Below are 19,466 nucleotides of genomic sequence, written 5' to 3'. Positions count from 1 at the left end.
TGTTATTTCTATGCCCAAGCTCTATTTCTAAGCTCAAGCATGAGTTATCACTTCAAGCTACTGCCAATAGTTTCGAGATTGGTGATCGTTTTCCATCTCGTGTCCAAAGATCTCTTCAAGTTCTTTACGAGCCTCTTTCGCTCTTTGGGCTAACTCGGCATCTTCGTTATGCTGAGGCAGCAACTCTTTCAGCATACCATTATCCAACTTTCTAAAGTGTGCTTCTGCTCGCTTCGCTTTATATGGATGCATGCCAAGTTCAGTCAATGTTTGACGACCTAAATCCAATGCTCCAAGGAAGGTTTCACGCGAATAGTTACTTACACCGTGGTTAAGTAGTTGATACGCTTCAACACGGCTTCGTGCACGCGCCAAGATCTTTAAGCGTGGGAAGTGCTGCTTACATAAATCGACGGTTTTCATGATTTCATCTGGGGAGTCAGTACACAACACAATCGCCTCTGCTTTATCAGCACCGGCTGCGCGTAATAGCTCTAGGTGAGTCGAGTCTCCGTAAAACACCTTGTAGCCGAACTTTCTAAGGATGTGTATTTGGCTGGCATCACTTTCAAGGACAGTGATACGAATCTTGTTGGCATACATCAGACGACCAATGATCTGACCAAAACGACCAAAGCCCGCAATAATCACTCGAGGGCTGCGATCAACCACATCCGAAGACATCGCACTTTCACTGATTTGATTAAGCTGACGTGCAAAGAATCGGTCTTGCAGTTTAAGCATCAATGGCGTGGTCACCATAGAAAGGCTCACAACCACCAGTAAGAACGACACTTGTTCGCCACTTAAGATGCCTTGAGCACTCGCCGCAGTAAAAATAACGAAAGCGAACTCACCACCTTGGCTAAGGATCATCGCCATTCGGCTGCGTGCTTTAGCTTGAGTGCCGAAGATACGAGCCAGCGCATACAGCACCAAACCTTTCAATACGACTAGCGACGACACTGCAATAAGTATTGCGAATGGGCTTTCTGCCAGTAGACCTAGGTTTACCGCCATACCCACAGAGATAAAGAACAGACCAAGCAGTAAACCTTTGAATGGATCAATCGCGATCTCAAGCTCGTGTCGATATTCACTTTCAGCCAGAAGTACGCCCGCTAGGAAGGTACCTAATGCCATCGACAAGCCAATCCGTTGCATGATCACAGCAATACCAATCACAAGTAACAGCGCCGCGACGGTGAATAACTCACGCACACCACTCATCACTACGTATCGGAAAAGTGGTCTCAACAAGAAGTGACCACCGACCAGTAGGCCAATCACGCCACCCAGCATCCACAGCATGTCAGCCCAGCTACCGCCGGTATTACCCGCAAGTAGAGGCAACATTGCTAGCATTGGAATAACAGCGATATCTTGGAAAAGCAGTACTGCAAAGCCCGACTGCCCTGCTTCTTTGCCGCCGAGCTCTCGCTCTTCAATAACACGCAAGGCAATCGCAGTCGAAGACAGCGCCAAACCCATACCTATCACGAGACTGGTTTGCCAGGTTAATCCAAATAGACAGGCGATGGCGGTAATAATTAGAGTGGTGATCAGCACTTGCGCGCCGCCCAACCCGAGAATGGGGGCTCGCATCTGCCACAGTTTTTTCGGGTTAAGCTCTAAACCAATCAGGAAGAGCAGCAGTACCACCCCGAATTCGGAGAAGTGCAGAATCGCCTCTACATCACTGATTAAGCCCAGCCCCCATGGGCCAATTGCCACACCTGCTAATAGGTAACCGAGTACTGAACCCAAACCGGCGCGCTGTGCGATAGGAACCGCAACCACAGCAGCCGCTAAAAATATAACGCTACTTTGTAGAAAATCATTAGTCAGAGCCATCATCTGCTCCTATATCTTGTAGCGGGTCTCGCAACCAATTTCGATACGCTTCGGCGTGTTGGTAACGCGTCATATCGGTGACATTTCGTGCCCAGTGTAAAACCAAAGGGGATATCCAGTTCATTTGACACAAAGCAGCGGTGAGCTCGAATGGTTGCAAGATCTCTTGTAATGGATATTTATTATAACCTGCGGCACCAAACGCCTCTTCTTTACCACCGGTAGTAATCACACTGCGCCAGTGTTTGCCTTTAAGCGCACTTTGCTCACCAAAAGCAAAGCCCTTGCCTAACACGCGATCAAACCACTCTTTTAACAATGAAGGACAGGAATACATGAACAGAGGATGCTGAAACACGATCACATCGTACTGAAGGAGCAATTCATGCTCATAAGGCACATCAATAAAGAAGTCAGGGTAGATGGCGTAGAGATCATGAACTTTGACATGACCGAGCGACTCTACCTTCTTAACCATCATCTGGTTAGCAATAGAGGTTTGCGGCTCTGGGTGCGCGTAGATGATCAACACCTTTGGCACGACTTTGTCTGTCGAGGGAGTATTACTCATTCCTTTGAAACATTCCTTTGAGGGCTAAACGGTGGCAAGGCCACAAGAATTTAAGCAAAAGTTATTAATATGTTATTGGCATCATAACGCAAATTGCATTGTGATCGACTTTTATCTGGTTTCAGCCTACTATGCAGGCGTCTGTTCACCTCTAATTTCTATGCTATTTCAATTATGATTACTTTCTCTGATATTCAATTGCTACGCGGCGGTAAGCCACTCCTCGACCAAGCATCTGCGACTTTTCACCCTGGCGACAAGATCGGTTTGGTTGGTAAAAACGGCTGTGGTAAATCTACGCTATTCGCCTTAATTAAGGACGAACTGTCTATTGATGCGGGCTCATTCAGCAAACCTGCCCATTGGGAAATGGCTTGGGTTGCTCAAGAAACCCCTGCATTAGAAAGAACAGCAATTGAATACGTGATTGATGGTGACCGTGAATACCGCGGCCTTGAAGATCAACTAGAGAAAGCTGAACAGGCCGACAACGGCACATTAGTAGCAGAGATCCACGGCAAAATTGAAACCATTGGTGGTTACAGCATCAAAGCACGTGCTGCTGAGCTATTGGATGGCTTAGGATTTCGCCAAGAACAAATGACATGGAACCTAACCCAGTTCTCGGGTGGTTGGCGTATGCGTTTGAACTTAGCGCAAGCCCTATTGTGCCGCAGTGACCTACTGCTACTCGATGAGCCAACCAACCACTTGGATTTAGACGCAGTAATGTGGCTCGAGCGTTGGTTACAAAGCTACCCTGGCACGCTAGTGCTTATCTCGCACGATAGAGACTTCTTAGACCCTATCGTCAACCGCATCGTGCACGTTGAAAACCAACAGCTCAATGAGTACACGGGTAACTACTCATCGTTCGAAACCCAACGAGCGCAAAAACTGATTCTGCAACAAGCGATGTACCAAAAGCAGCAGAAACAGATGTCTCACATGCAGAGCTACATTGACCGTTTCCGCTACAAAGCCTCAAAAGCTCGCCAAGCGCAAAGCCGTATCAAAGCATTAGAGAAAATGGAACAAGTGCTGCCCGCTCAATTTGATAACCCATTCAGCTTTGAGTTTAGAGAACCAGACGCGCTACCAAATCCAATCATGATGATGGATGAAGTCTCTGCGGGCTACGATGACAACCTGATTCTAGAGAAGATTCGCTTGAACCTAGTACCGGGCAGTCGTATTGGTCTACTTGGCCGAAATGGCGCTGGTAAGTCAACGCTGATTAAACTCCTTTCTGGCGAACTGAAACAGCAAGGTGGTGAACTGAGCTATTCACAAGGCGTTAAGATGGGTTACTTTGCACAGCACCAGTTAGAGACGCTGCACCCAGAAGAAACACCGCTGCAACACATGATGCAGATTGCCCCTAAACACACCGAGCAACAATTGCGTGATTACCTAGGTAGCTTCGGTTTCCAAGGTGAAAAAGCGCTCGATAAAGTAGCACCCTTCTCAGGTGGTGAAAAAGCGCGTTTAGTATTAGCGCTACTGGTATGGCAAAAACCAAACCTGTTGCTACTCGATGAACCAACCAACCACTTGGATCTCGACATGCGTCAAGCGCTGACTTTTGCCCTGCAGACATTTGAAGGCGCAATGGTTATCGTATCGCATGACCGTTACCTACTGCGTGCGACTACCGATGATTTGTATTTGGTACACGACCGCCAAGTGGCACCGTTTGATGGTGACCTAAGCGATTACTACAAGTGGCTAACCGAACAGCAGAAAGTTGAACGCAAAGAAGCACAAGCATTGGCACCAGCAAAAGACGGCGCCAACAGTGCAGCAGCAAAAAAAGATCAGAAACGTAAAGAAGCCGAGTTCCGTAAACTGACGGCACCACTTCGTAAAAAGCTCACTCAATTTGAAAAGCAGATGGATAAATTAACGCAGGCTCTTGAAGAAGCTGAGCAAGAATTATCCGACACATCACTGTATGAAGCTGAAAATAAGGCTAAACTGAATAAAGTACTCGCTCTCCAAGCGAGCAGTAAGTCACAGCTAGAAGAAGTTGAAATGGATTGGATGTCCACTCAAGAAGAGCTTGAGCAGATGGAACAGGATATGGATAGCTTATGAGCCCAGAGCACGCCCCAATATCACTAACACTGGAACGACTATGGCAATTTAGCCTTCAGTATTACAGTGTGCGCGGTGTAAAGGATGCGTGCTTAGCTTTGCAAAACCAGTTCCACGGCAACGTCAATCTACTGCTGCTTCTCAAATGGCTTGATGAGCAGCAATTGTCTTTTGCTGAAGAAGAGTGGCATAAAGTTCAACAGTGTTTAAGCCGCTCTGAAACCCTGCTTCATAGCTATCGAGAGCTACGTAAACATCTCAAAGCACACGTTGTCGACTCTCTATACCGTGAAGCGCTAAAGTTTGAGTTACAGCTTGAAAAGCAACAACAGTCCGATCTGGTCGACTGTATAAACTCCCTACAACTGTACGCTAACCAGCAATCACCGCTCACTTTTCAGTACTGTCGTTTATTAGGGGCTGAAAACCTCTGCGACGCTTTTTCTGAACCAGCACCACAGCCCTAGCTCGTTCTCTTTCCCTTTTATTCAATCAAGATCCAAGCTTAACCTTGATATTATTCAAACGGTTACCCATAGTCTGTTTTTGTATCTCGTATAAGTGAAGCCTTGCGCTTATGCCGAGAATCAACCAAGCTCAAATAAAAACATGGGCGTTTCGTTACAAACTCAACACGTTATCAAAACCCGTATAAAGAAGCATGGATCGTTTTTATGACAATATTTACCGCAGCTGCTGGTCTCTCTAATCCGCACTTACAAACCTTAGTGCCACGGTTTATTAGGAAGCAGGCGCTGTTTCATCCTCACTGGCAAACCTTAGAAACACCCGATGGTGACTTTCTTGATCTTGCTTGGAGCGAATCACCAGACGGTGACACCTCAAATAAAAATGATCGCAGTAGCAAGCCGATATTCGTTCTATTCCACGGTTTAGAAGGTAGCTTTGAGAGCCCTTATGCCAATGGATTAATGAATGCGTTTGCTAAAGATGGTTGGTTGTCCGTGATGATGCACTTCAGAGGCTGCAGCGGAAAACCCAATCGCCTGGCTCGCGCTTACCATTCAGGTGAAGTCGAAGATGCGCGCTTTTTTCTAAGACACCTGCACGCCCAGTTTCCGAATAACCCTAAGGTTGCGGTTGGCATATCTTTAGGTGGAAACATGCTGGCGAACTATTTGGCTGAGTACGCAGACGACCCATTGCTGTCGGCGGCGACCATCGTATCTGCTCCTTTTGACTTAGCGTGTTGCTCTAGTCGTATTGAGCGTGGTTTCTCCAAGCTCTATAAGAAGTACCTGCTCAACTCTCTAAAATCGAATGCGCTAAAAAAGGTTAACCTGCTACAGGAAAAACTTGGCATCACCGCTGAAGCCATCAAGAACATCACCAAACTGTATGAGTTTGATGAACGAATCACTGCGCCTCTGCACGGCTTCAAAAATGCCCAAGATTATTATGCGCAATGTTCTGCGCTGCCTAAGCTCAATAAGATCAAACTACCGACTCAGATCATTCATGCCAAAGACGACCCTTTCATGACCGATGATGTGATCCCAAAATTCGTTCTGCCCGATAACATCGATTATCGACTGTTTCAAAAAGGCGGCCATGTTGGGTTTATTACTGGTAGCACACTCAAACCAAGGTTTTGGTTAGAAGAAGCCTTGCCTGCCTACTATGAAAGTATCCAAGATTCGGCATAATGACCGAGCCTTAGTAAATAGAATAAAAACATTACTAAGCACACGCATTTCTACATCAATAAACCTATTTATGAACATAAAAGAGAGAAGTATTTATGATCATCCCATGGCAAGACATTGCGCCAGAGACACTGGAAAACCTCATCAAAGAGTTCGTGCTGCGTGAAGGCACAGACTACGGCGACGTAGAGGTTTCACTGCAAAACAAGATTGATCAAGTGAAACATCAATTAGCTTCAGGAGAAGTCAACATCGTGTTTTCTGAGCTCCATGAAACCGTTGATATTCAAGTCACAAAACGCTTCTAAGCTGCGCTCATAAAGGAGCCGTGTTATAGTGGTAAACGATTGCTAACAAGTAAGTTACTCAAAAGACAAGGGTTGTCATGTCCGCTAAACATCCAATTATTGCGGTGACGGGTTCATCTGGAGCCGGCACCACCACCACCTCAGAAGCCTTCCGTAAAATGTTCAATATGATGGACGTGAAGGCCGCTTGGGTTGAAGGGGATAGTTTCCATCGCTTCACTCGCCCAGAGATGGATGTCGAGATCCGTAAAGCGCGCGAGCAAGGTAAGCACATCAGCTACTTTGGTCCTCAAGCCAACGACTTTGGTGCGCTAGAAGAGTTCTTCCGTAAATACGGTAACGAAGGTACAGGTAAAGTAAGAAGCTACCTACACACCTTCGATGAAGCCGTGCCTTACAATCAAATGCCGGGCACCTTCACGCCATGGCAAGAGATCCCTGAAAACTCCGATGTGATGTTTTACGAAGGCCTGCACGGCGGTGTGGTTGATGGCGACATTAACGTTTCTCAACACGTCGATTTGCTGATTGGCATGGTACCAATCGTAAACCTAGAGTGGATTCAAAAATTCGTTCGTGACACCCGCGATCGTGGCCACTCACGCGAAGCCGTAATGGATTCCATTGTTCGTTCGATGGATGATTACCTTAACTACATTACCCCGCAATTTTCGCGCACTCACATCAACTTTCAGCGTGTTCCAACCGTAGATACATCTAACCCTCTCAACGCCAAAGGGATTCCAAGTTTAGACGAAAGCTTCGTAGTTATACGTTTGCGTGGCATCAAAAACGTCGATTTCCCCTACCTTCTGGCTATGATTGATGGCTCGTTTATGTCTCGTCATAACACGCTAGTAGTGCCAGGCGGCAAGATGAGTTTTGCTATGGAGCTCATTGTGAGGCCAATCCTGCAACAACTCATCGAAACCGGAAAAATAGGTTAACAAAACGACATTCTGGTTGATTACTTTTCATACCGTGATCATGTGCACAATTTTGCGTAAAAAATCGTAGCTTGGTCACGATTAAAATCAAGAAATAGTACCTGAAAAAGGATACTATTCTTAAACGAAACACAAGATAGCTTGCAGCACTCAACGAGTGCTCTTATCCTACAAGTCAATCCAGGCTTAGCTAAAATACGGAAAGCGGCAAGCATACCCTGCAGAGGAAGTGAGATATTATGGTTCTAGGTAAACCTCAAACCGATCCAACATTAGAGTGGTTCCTTTCACACTGTCATATTCATAAGTACCCTTCAAAAAGTACTTTGATTCATGCTGGTGAAAAGGCAGAAACCTTGTACTACATCGTTAAAGGTTCTGTGGCAGTTCTTATCAAAGACGAAGAAGGTAAGGAAATGATTCTTTCTTACCTAAACCAAGGCGACTTCATCGGTGAGCTTGGCTTGTTCGAAGAAGACCAAGAGCGTACAGCTTGGGTTCGTGCTAAATCTCCTTGTGAAGTAGCTGAAATTTCTTTCAAGAAATTCCGTCAACTTATCCAAGTGAACCCAGATATCCTAATGCGCCTTTCAGCGCAAATGGCAAACCGTCTACAAGTAACTAGCCAAAAGGTTGGTGACTTAGCGTTCCTTGATGTAACAGGTCGTATCGCTCAAACGCTACTAAACCTAGCGAAACAGCCAGATGCAATGACTCACCCTGACGGCATGCAAATCAAGATCACTCGTCAAGAGATTGGCCAGATCGTTGGTTGTTCTCGTGAGACCGTTGGTCGTATCTTGAAGATGCTAGAAGAGCAGAACCTAATTTCTGCACACGGTAAAACTATCGTGGTATACGGCACTCGTTAATCTCGATTAACTGAGCCAAAAATTTGAAAGCCACCAAATGCGAATTTGGTGGCTTTTTTGTTTTCTGAAGACCCAGAGAGCAGATGCGAGATACGATAAAAACTCACAGAATCCTATTTGTAAACTTCCTCGAAGCGAAGCGTACTCGAATCTCTAGGACAAAGTCCGTGCTCGTACCTTTTGTTAACCGTTGGTGCTCTCAAAGATTTTGTCAGCTGATGCTGCAACAAAACCTGTGTAAAGCTCACCGTTGACCATCGCATAACGCTTAGCGAACTCATAGAAGCCGCCAGGAATCATCTCATTGCCTTCAACAAATGAAACTGGGACTTTGTCTGCCATTGTTGATGATTGCTCTAATAAGACCTCTGGAGAGCCTTTAACCTGACCGCCAGATGCATTGATCGTGAAGCCTGACTCGCTCAGGTAGTCATTCACCGCCTGCACTTCATCAAATTCATTTAGCTGGTTCACACTCACCGTAAAGTGGTTTGCACCATATCCATGAGCCGCGAGCCAAGACGCGTATTCGCTCTCTTTCGCTAGTACTTGGAAGTCAGCGAAGCTCAAATCCCAAAGACGACCACCAAACAAGAACTCATGACCTTGAAGCTTACTTGAGTCCACTTGCTCAACCAACTTAGCAACGATCTGTTGCAAGTCACTTGAACACTCTTCTACCTTCAACTCACTAATGAACACTTTTGGTTGTTTTGGATCTGGGTGCTCGTAATGCTTAGCCACCAACTTCTTGCTCTCAAACAAGTAGTCGCCACACGCCTTATAACCTAGCTCAAGGAAAGGCTTCGCTAATGTTTCAATACCCAAAGGAGCAACATTGAAAGTACGCAATGCAATGTGATCATTAATCAGCGCTTCGTCTTCTTTCAGCAAGTGATGCACTTTCTCAGCCGACGGACAAAGCCTGTGAATGTAATCGTCCCAAAGTGATTTAAAGAGTAGATCGGGCGTCATGGTGACTCCTTGTCAAAGGTTCTAGCAAGCTAGTAATTTGGATAAGAGAGGGAGAGGCTGAGACACAGAGTCAGCAGCCATCAGCCTGTGACATACTTTTTCTATTATTATCTACCGCCCAATCTAGGTGTCGGACGTGATGGAAAAGGAAAGCGATAACACCACTTCCCTATTTCAAGCTTAACGCATGAGCCTAAGACTCATTAGCCTAAATTAAAGCTCAATACCCGGGCTAAACGTTGCTGGAAGTTGAGTTTCACCGCCTTCCATTGAAGCCATAGGATAAGCACAGTAGTCCGCCGCATAGTAAGCACTTGGGCGTAGGTTGCCTGAAGCACCCGGACCACCAAATGGTGCATCACCACTTGCGCCTGTTAGCTGACGGTTACGGTTAACAATACCCGCACGGATATGGTCAACGAAGTATTCCCATTCAGAATCATCTGTTGATACAAGACCCGCAGACAAACCAAAACGAGTGTCGTTAGCTAGCTCAACCGCTTGCTTTAGCGATTGGTAACGAACCACTTGTAGCAGTGGACCGAAGTACTCTTCATCCGGCAGCTCAGCAATGTTGGTTGCGTCGATAATACCCGGAGAAACAAACGCCGCTTGACCCGCTTTTGCTTCTACTAGGCTGACACCACCTAACGATTGCAGATTCGCTTGTGCGTCTAAAATAAACTTAGCAGCAGCTTCTGAGATCTGTGGGCCCATGAAGGGTGCTGGCTCAACGAATGGCTGATCAACACGAATCTTCAAGGTCGCAGCAACGAGCTTATCCAGCAGTTGATCGCCCTTCTCGCCAACAGGCACGTACAAACGACGAGCACATGTACAACGTTGACCCGCACTGATGAACGCCGATTGGATAATGGTGTATACCGTTGCGTCTGCGTCACCATATTGGTCACTGATCACCATAGGGTTATTGCCACCCATCTCTAGTGCCAGCATCTTGCCCGGTTGGCCCGCGAATTGACGGTGAAGGATATGCCCAGTATTAGCGCTACCTGTGAACAGCACGCCATCAAGACCTTTAGCATCGGCCAGTGCGATACCTGTCTCTTTAGCGCCTTGTACTAAGTTGATTACGCCAGCAGGAAGACCCGCTTCTTGCCATAATTTCATCGCAAACTCACCCGTCCAAGGTGTCTGCTCTGAAGGCTTAAATACCACGGTATTACCCGATAGCAGTGCAGGAACAATATGACCGTTAGGTAGGTGACCAGGGAAGTTATAAGGACCAAATACTGCCATCACGCCTAATGGACGGTGACGCAGTACAATCTGGTTGCCTGCCGCTTCACGAGAAGCTTCACCGGTACGCTCATGGTAAGCACGAATTGAAATAGCAATCTTGCCCGCCATTGCGCCCGCTTCAGTGCGAGTTTCCCAAATCGGTTTACCCGTCTCTTTTGCAATAATCTGTGCAATCTCTTCGCTGTTCTCTTTTACCTTCTCAGCAAAGTTCAACACGATCGCTTCACGCTCTGCAAAGCTCAATTTTTTCCAAACCAAGAAGGCTTCACGAGCTGCTGCTACTGCAGATTCAACCTGCGCTGGTGTTGCGCTATCACCCTGCCACACTACTTCATTGTTGTATGGGCTTACTGATGTCATGGCGTCACCTTGACCTGCCACCCACTGTCCTGCTATCCACTGAGTCATACTTCTATCCTTAAAATCTTCGACAGATAATCGCCGCTCTTACTGAGCCAACATGCGAACGAATTCGCCTTCTTTTACTTCAAGAGCGCTCGCTACTTCAGATGATAAAATCACTGTGTCGCTTGCTTGGTCATACGCACCTTTCGCGGCTACTGCGCGGAAGTTCTCAAACGAGGTATTACCAATTAGGAAGTCTTTAGAGCTAGAGTGCTCTGCAATTTGAACCTGTGCTCGAATTGAGTGACGCACAGATTCGATGTTTCTTAGATCACACTCAACCGTTGGGCCTGCATCAAAGATGTCGACATAACCACGGTTGGTGAAACCTTCACGTTCCAGCAACTTAAGTGCAGGGCGCGTATTGTCATGTACCTCTCCGATCACCGCTTGAGCTTCTTTGCTCAGTAGGTTCACGTAGATAGGTAGCTTAGGCATTAGGTCAGCAATGAAGCCTTTCTTACCAATACCGGTTAGGTAATCGGCAAGCGTGAAGTCAATCGAGAAGAAATGTTCTTGCAGCCATTGCCAGAAAGGAGAATTGCCTTCCGCATCTGATACACCACGCATCTCAGCAAAGATCGTTTTTGAGAAACGCTCTGGGTGCTCAGCCATCAGTAGGAAACGACACTTAGACATCAGTCGACCGTTTAAGCCTTTGCGGTAATCAGGACGTAAGAACAGCGTACAAATTTCGCTGCAGCCTGTGTAGTTATTACCAAACGTCAACAGCTTAACCACGTTATTCACTTTAAGGCGCTGTGAAGAGTGAACCACTTTACTGATGTGGTACGAGTAAAAAGGCACATCCCAGCCAATGGAAGCTTCGATACCCGTTGTACCAGCAACTTCGCCAGTTTCAGCGTCGAAACCCACCATTAGATAGCCTTCATCACCGGGTTCGGTCACGTCTGCTTTGGCAAAGCTGTATTCAGAATGGGTAATTCGGTTAGTTAACAATTCTTCGTTAACCGGAAGAGATGTGAATCCATGACCTGATTCAACTGCACAGGTGTGCAGCGCATCGTAATCAGACAGTTTTATTGGGCGAACAACTAGCATCAATATTCCCTCCAGATGCAAAATAGGCCCAAAACCAGAAGCTTGGGCCTTTAGCAGTACGTCATGAGATCGCTCTAATGGCGATCATTCCTATGACGCCGCTCAGGCTAAACTAGCGTAGCGATTGCTTTGTCTAGTTTTGATAAACCTTCTTCAATTTCTTGTTTAGTGATAACCAGTGATGGAGTAAAACGAACCACGTTTGCACCCGCAACCAGTACCATTAGGCCTTGCTCGCCTGCTGCTACTAATACGTCACGCGCACGCCCTTGCCATTCGTCATTCAGTGCACCACCTAACAATAGGCCTTTACCACGAATCTCACTGAAAATTTGGTATTTGTCGTTAATCTTAGTTAGACCATCACGGAATAGCGCTTCACGCTCTTTTACGCCTTCTAGAGTCTCAGGTTGGCTAACTACGTCAACCACTGCTTCAGCTACCGCACACGCCAGTGGGTTACCACCGTATGTAGAACCGTGCGTACCAACCTTAAGGTGTGTAGCCAGTTCAGACGTCGTCAGCATTGCGCCGATAGGGAAACCGCCACCTAGAGACTTCGCTGTGCTTAGAATGTCTGGCGTCACGCCCAGACCTTGGTAAGCATAGAAGTTACCAGTACGACCATTACCTGTTTGTACTTCATCAAAAATCAACAATGCATTGTGCTTGTCACACAGTTCACGAACTGTGTTCACGAATTCAGAGGTTGGCGAGATGATACCGCCCTCGCCTTGCAGAGGTTCCATCATGATTGCACAAGTGCGATCAGAGATGTGCGCTTCTAGTGCTGCAATATCGTTGTAAGGCAGGTGAGTAACGTCGCCCGGTTTAGGACCGAAACCATCAGAGTAAGCTTCTTGACCACCCACAGTTACGGTAAAGAAAGTACGACCGTGGAAACCTTGTTTGAATGCAATGATTTCAGATTTCTCAGGACCGTGAACGTCCGCCGCCCAACGACGAGCTAGCTTCAATGCTGCTTCATTCGCTTCTGCGCCAGAGTTGGCAAAGAATACTTTTTCTGCAAAACATACGTCGGTTAGCTTCTTCGCTAGACGCAGTGCAGGTTCGTTGGTCATCACGTTACTTAGATGCCAAATCTTGTTTGCTTGCTCGGTAACAGCATTAACCATTGCTGGGTGACAGTGACCCAAACAGCTCACAGCGATACCACCAGCAAAGTCGATATACTCTCGGCCTTGTTGGTCCCAAACGCGTGCGCCTTCCCCTTTTACTGGGATCATTTCCATTGGGTTATAACAAGGTACCATCACCTCATTAAACAGACTACGTTCTACTTTATTTTCCACTGTCATCGTACATTCCTTCTCGATACCGCAAGCTTCGCAAATAAGCGTAATGGTTCATAAGTGAGACAAAGATATTTTGTCTCGCCATAATCCCGCTGCAGCATTATATTTACATTTAATTAACCTTTTCAATAGTAGATTATTCTTTAGCCATCCCTCACAACCAGCTAAACGTCACTACCTATGACTATTTATGCATCAATTAATCTGTTTTATGAAGCTTTTTTTACCTAAACGTATAACCAGTAACAGCAAAGCCTTACTGGCATTGCGGTATATTGGGTTCGAGACGAAATAACGCGAATAATTTTGCATAGGCTAAAAACTTAGCCTGACGAGGGAGAAATGTTATAAAAAGTGATCGGCGTCAGAGGGATGAAGACGCGTAGCGCCCGAATTTAAACGCTTAACGGGTAATGGAATACGTTTAACTGGCTTATTTAGACAGAGAAAGGGTCAAATTTAAACACTCAGCGTGCTAGGAAGTTAGCAAGAAGCTGGTGTCCTTGCTCTGTTTTAATCGATTCAGGGTGAAATTGGACGGCATCAATCGGCAAGGTTTTATGTTGATAACCCATGATCTCATCCATGCTGCCATCTTCAAATTCTGTCCAAGAGGTCAGCTCAAAACAGTCTGGTAATGTGCCGTTTTTCACCACTAAAGAGTGGTAACGAGTCACAGTCAGAGGGTTATTGAGACCTTGAAAAACGCTCTTACCGTTATGACGGATCGGCGAGGTTTTACCATGCATCACTTGTCTGGCTCTCACCACTTCACCACCAAAGACTTGAGCAATGGCTTGATGACCAAGACACACACCTAAGATCGGCAGCTTACCAACGAAGTGTTCAATCACCTGTAGCGAAATTCCCGCATCATCGGGCGTACATGGGCCCGGCGAGATAACAAGATGGCTAGGATTTAGCGCTTCGATGCCCGCAATATCAATCTCATCGTTGCGAACAACTTTTACAGTTACCCCTAACTCACAGAAATACTGATACAAGTTATAGGTAAAGGAGTCGTAGTTATCGATGATAAGTAACATGGGTCGAAATCGTTTGCTAAATACTAAAGGATTGGGAGATATAGGGGCGGTATTGTGCAATACCCATAGCGAAAGGCAAGTGGAAACTGCATTTAGCCAATAATTAAGGCCAACCTAAGTTGACCTTAATTGTTTACAGATAGCCTTAAGTTATCTGAATCGGCTTACTTGTATAGCAAGCCAATCTATTTATGATTGAGCTACTTGCGACGACGCCACATTGCTAAGCCAAATAGTGACGTCAGAGCACCGAAGCCAAATGAACCGCCTACTCGCAGTTCAAGAACCGCAGGGTCATGATCCGATGAACGGAAGTGATCTTGGTACTTAGGCAGATCGCCTTTGTACTCTTCGTTGTAGTCAAACAACGTCGATTCGCCACCGTTAATGTGCCAGTCAGTTGCATCCACGACCATGTCTTTCAGGCTGTCGCTGATCAACAGGTGATCCAGTGCGCCCACTTCGTCATTGTATGAGTAGCTCCAGCTGTCTGGGTGCTTTTGAGCCACAGCATTAATGTAACCGTAGTTCTTAGTAATCACCGCGCCGTTATCACCAAACTGTTCAACACCATCAATGTAAGTGTTACGAGCCGCTTTGATTTGCTTACCGTATTTCTCTTCAGAGTAATCCGTTAGCACCAGCATTGGATCTTCCATGCCGTACGAGTTCATATCACCCAGGATCACTTTGTGACCTTTGATACCATCGAGCGCTTCACCCAGTGCCACCGCCGCAGCTACGCGGAAGTTCTCACATGAGCCTTGCTTGTCGGCATCAACACCACCTTGACCACCCTGTTCAACCGGTGCTGCATCTTCCCAACACTTAGAGCCTTTAGATTTAAAGTGGTTAATCGCTACGGTCAGTTTCTCTTTGGTACCTTTGACCTTGAAGGTTGGCGCTAATGAGTCACGCTGGTAGTTCTTACCGTCCTCAATCACCTTACCTGAATCGTCTAACACCTCTGGTGCTTGTTGGCTTGGCATCGCGATAACGCGGCTGTCTTTTAGCTTAACTACCTTTTTACGGTAAATAACACCCGTTGTGATTACGTCAGTACCAATCGAGTCCATCTCGTCGGTTACGCCATCTTCATTTGAATCAACAGCGACAAACGTATAACGGTCTTTCTTACGCTCAATGCGATCATTCAGCTGGTTAACAAGCTGTTGAATCGCTGAACCTTCACCAAAGCCGTTGTTCTCAATTTCCATCAAACCAATGATGTCAGCGTCTAGACGAAGAATCGCGTTCACAATCTTCTCTTGCTGCATTTCAAACTCAGTGATGGTGTTCGCGCCACGGTTGTTGCCGTGCTGGTTCGCGTCACCACCAAATGGAGAGTTGAAGTAGTTCAATACATTGAAGGTCGCAATACGCAGGTCACCTTCATCCATGTCTGGTTTGTCGGTACGCGGATCGTTACGAACGAAGTTTTCAGCCGAGATCTGGTTAGTAGCAATTAAACGGTATTCACCGTAGCTGTAGGTCAGCACGCCTTCTAGGCCAACAATGGTGTCATCAATGCGGATGTAATCTTCTGTTGAACCGTCTTGGTCGATATCAGTACGGCCAAAGTCAGGGTAGAACGGAACTTGTCCATCAGCCGCTTTTTGATCGGTTTCAACGAAAAGACGACGATCAGCGTTGTCTTCTGTTTGTTGTTTCGCTTCATCAGAACCGGCAGCAAAAAGCTGGTTCGGCTGCATGTTGATAAGCTCATGGGCTAATACCATGTTGTTACGACGACCTGCGTAGTCATAACCGAAGGTACGCGTCACTCGCATATCAAGCGCTTCGGTTGTTTTCACCAACATGCCTTCGTAGCGTTCAAGCGTTGCAGCGAAGTTCTCATCACTGTCTAGCGCTTCAATCGCCGTCGCTTCAGGGGATTGCTGTTCGCCCTGCTTTAGCCATTGGTTGTTTTCAACTTTAAGCTGAGTGTGGCTGTAGTATTCTTGAACCTTACCTTTCACACACACCACATCACCCGCAACTAAATCTGAGCTTGACTGGTTAGTGTGAATAAATAGACCTTCAGAGGTACTTGAATTGAAGTCATCCTCAATCGCTTGCAGATAGAAGCCTTTGGTTAGGCCAGTAGTCACTGCGCTAACTACACCTTTTACGAAGTATTCATCGTCGGTGATGTACGGGTAGCCATCGATGAACGGTGATGTTGCACCCTCGCCTTGGATCTCTTGAATGGTGGTGAATACTGGGTCTGAGCCATCTTCTGTACAAGTAAAGGCTTCTGGCAGCTCAACACTGTCTAGTGAACCTAGCCCTTCAATACTGTCTTTTGGTAGCGATACCCATTGTGAAGCATCAAACGTCGCAGAAGGTGTTTGTGTCGCACGAACCAAAGTAACATCTTTGCCCCAGTCCACATCGCCCATCAAACCAACAACATCATGCACCGATCCATCTGAATTCAAGATAGCCAGCGGGTCGTCACCGTTATGATTAGCGATAGAGGCATTAATGATCTCAGCTTGAGCTTTAATCTCATCACTCGCACTAGAATGTGCGACCACGAGTACTTCACCAGGTGCTAAAACGTGGCCATCTAAAGGTAAAGTGGCGCCCCATGATCCGTTGCCATTGGCAGACTTCGCCAGTGAGTAACCATCTAAGTTAATGCTGCTATCGCCGTTATTGGCGATCTCAACCGCTTTGTTGTAGCTGCCGCCTTCCACATATTGTGAAATAAACAAATCAGCGTGTGCGCTTGTGGTTAACAAGCTACCAATTGCCACTGCTAGCAATGAAGGTTTGTGTAAAAGAGCCATCCGTTTCACCTGAGTTCATTGATTTATAGTCACTGCCATCTATGGGCAGTCATGTATTTTGTGGTAACTATCAGGTTTATTTATGAAAGGAATAAGTCAGTTGGCAAGAAAATGAGGAACTTATCACTTTGGAATCATCAATTGTTTGGCACGTTATATATTTCCAACATATATAGAAATGAGTATGAATTTATAAAGTTCAGAAGTGCTGAATAAGATCATCTGCACAGCATTAATATGATGGATATGCTAGTCAGATACTGCGTAAATTATCAATTCAAACAAGGGGGTTTCGAGGAAGGTAAATGGAATGGGCATTAAAAAGCCCAAAGTAAACAAAAGCTACTTTGGGCTCAAATTTTCAAGCGAGTCGTGTTAGTTCACCCTATGGGCGAGTAACAAAACCTACTGCTTCGTATGCTTTTTTCAGTGTTACTGCAGCACGCTCAGACGCTTTTTCAGCACCCGCTTTCATTACTGCGTCCATGTAAGCACGATCAGCACGGATACGGTGGTATTCAGCTTGAATCGGCTCAAGCATCTCAACTAATGCTGCGCCTACATCTTTCTTGAATGGACCGTACATCTCAACACCTTGGTATTGCGCTTCGATCTCTTCAAACGTTTTACCCGTCGCTGCTGAGTAAAGACCCATTAGGTTAGAGATACCCGCTTTGTTTTCCCAATCGTGAGCAATACGTGGCGGTGTTTCTGCATCAGTTTGCGCTTTGTTGATCTTCTTGATGATCGACTTAGGCTCTTCTAGCAGAGTAATCACGTTCTTACGGTTGTCGTCTGACTTAGACATCTTCTTCGTCGCATCTTGCAGGCTCATTACACGTGCATTCACTGTTGGAATGTAAGGTTCTGGTACTTGGAAGATTGGCGTTTCAGGACCGTAGATGTTGTTAAAGCGAGTTGCGATATCACGCGCTAGCTCTAAGTGTTGTTTCTGGTCGCTACCTACAGGCACTTGGTGAGCACCGTAAAGCAGGATGTCTGCAGCCATCAACACTGGGTAGTCGTATAGGCCTACGTTTACGTCGTTTGAGTGACGTGCAGACTTATCTTTAAACTGAGTCATACGGCTCAGTTCACCCATTTGCGTGTAACAGTTAAGAAGCCAACCAAGTTGAGCATGCTCTGGTACGTGTGACTGAACAAATAGCGTGCTCTTCTTTGGATCAACACCGACAGCAAGACAGATTGCTAGTGCGTCTAGAGTCGCTTCATGCAGTGCTTTCGGGTCTTGGCGAACCGTAATTGCGTGAAGGTCTACAACACAGTATTGGCAATCGTAATCATCTTGCATCTGTTGCCATTGACGTAGAGCACCCAAGTAGTTACCGATACTTAGTTCACCAGATGGTTGAACACCACTCAATACGATGGGCTTGCTCATGGTTTTAATTCCTTTGCTTATTCGCTAAGTTTATTGAACGCTTAGCTTCTTAACTTAAATATAGAAAAGCCGCACAGCTCTTCTGTACGGCTCATCCAGTGTACTCATTGATAAGTATTTTGCTAGTAGGTTAGCTAACTTTTGTCCGCTTTATGCTGAAACTAGAACGACATCTAGTAATTGCGCGACGTTATCCGCGACATAGTCAGGGTTTGATGCTGAAATTGGCTCGCCGTGGTTATAACCGTAAGTCAGACCAAACGAGTGACAGCCTGCATTCTTAGCCGCTTTAATGTCGTTGCTTGAATCGCCAACCATCAGCATCTCTTCCGCTTTAACATTGTGCTTTTCTAGCAACCAGTTCAGCGCGACTGGGTTCGGTTTTTTCTCTGGGAAAGAGTCGCCACCCAACACATCAACAAAGTACTTATCGATACCGTGTTGCGCCAGTACGTCTGGTACAAACTTCGAAGGTTTGTTGGTAACCAGCGCTATGGTGAAACCCGCCTTATCCAGCTCAGCCAACGTCTCTTTAACCGATGGGTAAAGGTGACTTAGCTTGTGACCGCCCTGCTCGTAGAAATCATCAAACAGGATGCGCGCTTTTTTCAGTAGCTCTGGCTCTAGGCTTGGGTCAACCGTCAGGTTACGGCTGAGTGAACGTCCGATAAGAACATCAGCACCATTACCTACGTAGTCGCGAACCTGTTCTTCGCTCACTGAAGGGAAGCCCAACTCCTGACAAGCTTGGTCAGCAGCAACGGCCAAATCAGGCACGCTGTCTAACAAGGTTCCATCCAAATCAAAGGCGATCAGTTTTATTGAGCTTAATGACATCTTACTTTCCTATTTATTATGTTCGTCTTATGAGTTGAGCTATAAGACG

Annotated in this window: 16 protein-coding genes; 6 read left to right on the top strand and 10 right to left on the bottom strand. The window is 46.2% G+C overall.

Going from position 1 to position 19,466, the window contains the following annotated elements:
• Positions 1-57: 57 nt before the first annotated feature.
• Together kefB and kefG are read right to left on the bottom strand one after the other, a co-directional pair.
• Positions 58-1,854, bottom strand: coding sequence for a glutathione-regulated potassium-efflux system protein KefB (gene kefB, locus AB4167_RS18520; RefSeq protein WP_017063703.1), 1,797 nt, complete (start codon positions 1,852-1,854; stop codon positions 58-60).
• The gene (gene kefG, locus AB4167_RS18515; RefSeq protein ID WP_017061111.1) at positions 1,841-2,425 is read right to left on the bottom strand and encodes a glutathione-regulated potassium-efflux system ancillary protein KefG; all 585 of its coding nucleotides are present in this window, start codon (positions 2,423-2,425) and stop codon (positions 1,841-1,843) included. Before kefG ends, kefB begins: the two co-directional genes overlap by 14 nt.
• 174 nt (positions 2,426-2,599) lie before the next feature.
• Here kefG and AB4167_RS18510 point away from each other — a divergent pair, with 174 nt between their 5' ends.
• The 6 genes from AB4167_RS18510 (at position 2,600) to crp (ending at position 8,316) form a co-directional block, all read left to right on the top strand.
• Complete coding sequence (locus AB4167_RS18510) at positions 2,600-4,522, top strand: ABC transporter ATP-binding protein (protein ID WP_372136892.1); 1,923 nt, start codon at positions 2,600-2,602, stop codon at positions 4,520-4,522.
• A complete protein-coding gene (locus AB4167_RS18505; RefSeq protein ID WP_017066206.1) occupies positions 4,519-4,989 on the top strand; it encodes a TIGR02444 family protein in 471 nt (156 codons plus the stop codon). Before AB4167_RS18510 ends, AB4167_RS18505 begins: the two co-directional genes overlap by 4 nt.
• A 207-nt stretch (positions 4,990-5,196) precedes the next feature.
• Entirely contained in the window at positions 5,197-6,189 is a 993-nt protein-coding gene (locus AB4167_RS18500; RefSeq protein ID WP_019825349.1) for a hydrolase, read from the top strand.
• A 95-nt stretch (positions 6,190-6,284) separates the two neighbouring features.
• The gene (locus AB4167_RS18495; RefSeq protein ID WP_215406500.1) at positions 6,285-6,497 is read left to right on the top strand and encodes a YheU family protein; all 213 of its coding nucleotides are present in this window, start codon (positions 6,285-6,287) and stop codon (positions 6,495-6,497) included.
• A gap of 77 nt (positions 6,498-6,574) precedes the next feature.
• The gene (locus AB4167_RS18490; protein ID WP_010435210.1) at positions 6,575-7,444 is read left to right on the top strand and encodes a phosphoribulokinase; all 870 of its coding nucleotides are present in this window, start codon (positions 6,575-6,577) and stop codon (positions 7,442-7,444) included.
• 239 nt (positions 7,445-7,683) lie between these two features.
• Complete coding sequence (gene crp / locus AB4167_RS18485; RefSeq protein ID WP_004729651.1) at positions 7,684-8,316, top strand: cAMP-activated global transcriptional regulator CRP; 633 nt, start codon at positions 7,684-7,686, stop codon at positions 8,314-8,316.
• A 183-nt stretch (positions 8,317-8,499) separates the two neighbouring features.
• Here crp and AB4167_RS18480 read toward each other — a convergent pair whose 3' ends face one another.
• The 8 genes from AB4167_RS18480 to AB4167_RS18445 all read right to left on the bottom strand — a co-directional run bounded on the left by AB4167_RS18480 (position 8,500) and on the right by AB4167_RS18445 (position 19,417).
• Positions 8,500-9,291 (bottom strand): DUF1338 domain-containing protein, encoded by a 792-nt coding sequence (locus AB4167_RS18480; RefSeq protein ID WP_017071309.1) that lies wholly within the window; start codon positions 9,289-9,291, stop codon positions 8,500-8,502.
• A 213-nt stretch (positions 9,292-9,504) separates the two neighbouring features.
• Positions 9,505-10,962 carry a succinylglutamate-semialdehyde dehydrogenase gene (gene astD, locus AB4167_RS18475; protein ID WP_372136891.1) on the bottom strand — a complete coding sequence of 486 codons (1,458 nt, stop codon included), beginning with the start codon at positions 10,960-10,962 and terminating at the stop codon, positions 9,505-9,507.
• Positions 10,963-11,001: 39 nt separating this feature from the next.
• Positions 11,002-12,021, bottom strand: coding sequence for an arginine N-succinyltransferase (gene astA / locus AB4167_RS18470; protein ID WP_017061116.1), 1,020 nt, complete (start codon positions 12,019-12,021; stop codon positions 11,002-11,004).
• Between the two features lie 107 nt (positions 12,022-12,128).
• Positions 12,129-13,340 (bottom strand): aspartate aminotransferase family protein, encoded by a 1,212-nt coding sequence (locus AB4167_RS18465; RefSeq protein WP_372136890.1) that lies wholly within the window; start codon positions 13,338-13,340, stop codon positions 12,129-12,131.
• 464 nt (positions 13,341-13,804) lie between these two features.
• The gene (locus tag AB4167_RS18460) at positions 13,805-14,383 is read right to left on the bottom strand and encodes an aminodeoxychorismate/anthranilate synthase component II (RefSeq protein ID WP_009848915.1); all 579 of its coding nucleotides are present in this window, start codon (positions 14,381-14,383) and stop codon (positions 13,805-13,807) included.
• Between the two features lie 200 nt (positions 14,384-14,583).
• On the bottom strand, positions 14,584-17,178 hold the full coding sequence (locus tag AB4167_RS18455; protein ID WP_372136889.1) for an ExeM/NucH family extracellular endonuclease: 2,595 nt from the start codon (positions 17,176-17,178) through the stop codon (positions 14,584-14,586).
• A 385-nt stretch (positions 17,179-17,563) separates the two neighbouring features.
• Positions 17,564-18,580 (bottom strand): tryptophan--tRNA ligase, encoded by a 1,017-nt coding sequence (gene trpS, locus AB4167_RS18450; RefSeq protein WP_016796005.1) that lies wholly within the window; start codon positions 18,578-18,580, stop codon positions 17,564-17,566.
• Positions 18,581-18,730: 150 nt separating this feature from the next.
• On the bottom strand, positions 18,731-19,417 hold the full coding sequence (locus tag AB4167_RS18445) for a phosphoglycolate phosphatase (protein WP_372136888.1): 687 nt from the start codon (positions 19,415-19,417) through the stop codon (positions 18,731-18,733).
• Between the last annotated feature and the right edge of the window lie 49 nt (positions 19,418-19,466).

The organism is Vibrio sp. 10N.286.49.E11 (assembly GCF_041469505.1).
In the GTDB taxonomy this organism is placed as follows: domain Bacteria; phylum Pseudomonadota; class Gammaproteobacteria; order Enterobacterales; family Vibrionaceae; genus Vibrio; species Vibrio crassostreae_C.
The sequence above is the reverse complement of the archived record's forward strand: the minus strand, read 5'-3'. Positions and strand labels throughout refer to the sequence as shown.

Coding starts and splice junctions, on each gene's coding strand:
- AB4167_RS18455 (WP_372136889.1), bottom strand. CDS start 17,178: ATGGCTCTTTTACACAAACCTTCATTGCTAGCAGTGGCAATTGGTAGC.
- AB4167_RS18500 (WP_019825349.1), top strand. CDS start 5,197: ATGACAATATTTACCGCAGCTGCTGGTCTCTCTAATCCGCACTTACAA.
- AB4167_RS18445 (WP_372136888.1), bottom strand. CDS start 19,417: ATGTCATTAAGCTCAATAAAACTGATCGCCTTTGATTTGGATGGAACC.
- AB4167_RS18480 (WP_017071309.1), bottom strand. CDS start 9,291: ATGACGCCCGATCTACTCTTTAAATCACTTTGGGACGATTACATTCAC.
- AB4167_RS18495 (WP_215406500.1), top strand. CDS start 6,285: ATGATCATCCCATGGCAAGACATTGCGCCAGAGACACTGGAAAACCTC.
- kefG (WP_017061111.1), bottom strand. CDS start 2,425: ATGAGTAATACTCCCTCGACAGACAAAGTCGTGCCAAAGGTGTTGATC.
- AB4167_RS18505 (WP_017066206.1), top strand. CDS start 4,519: ATGAGCCCAGAGCACGCCCCAATATCACTAACACTGGAACGACTATGG.
- AB4167_RS18490 (WP_010435210.1), top strand. CDS start 6,575: ATGTCCGCTAAACATCCAATTATTGCGGTGACGGGTTCATCTGGAGCC.
- astD (WP_372136891.1), bottom strand. CDS start 10,962: ATGACTCAGTGGATAGCAGGACAGTGGGTGGCAGGTCAAGGTGACGCC.
- AB4167_RS18460 (WP_009848915.1), bottom strand. CDS start 14,383: ATGTTACTTATCATCGATAACTACGACTCCTTTACCTATAACTTGTAT.
- astA (WP_017061116.1), bottom strand. CDS start 12,021: ATGCTAGTTGTTCGCCCAATAAAACTGTCTGATTACGATGCGCTGCAC.
- AB4167_RS18510 (WP_372136892.1), top strand. CDS start 2,600: ATGATTACTTTCTCTGATATTCAATTGCTACGCGGCGGTAAGCCACTC.
- crp (WP_004729651.1), top strand. CDS start 7,684: ATGGTTCTAGGTAAACCTCAAACCGATCCAACATTAGAGTGGTTCCTT.
- trpS (WP_016796005.1), bottom strand. CDS start 18,580: ATGAGCAAGCCCATCGTATTGAGTGGTGTTCAACCATCTGGTGAACTA.
- AB4167_RS18465 (WP_372136890.1), bottom strand. CDS start 13,340: ATGACAGTGGAAAATAAAGTAGAACGTAGTCTGTTTAATGAGGTGATG.
- kefB (WP_017063703.1), bottom strand. CDS start 1,854: ATGGCTCTGACTAATGATTTTCTACAAAGTAGCGTTATATTTTTAGCG.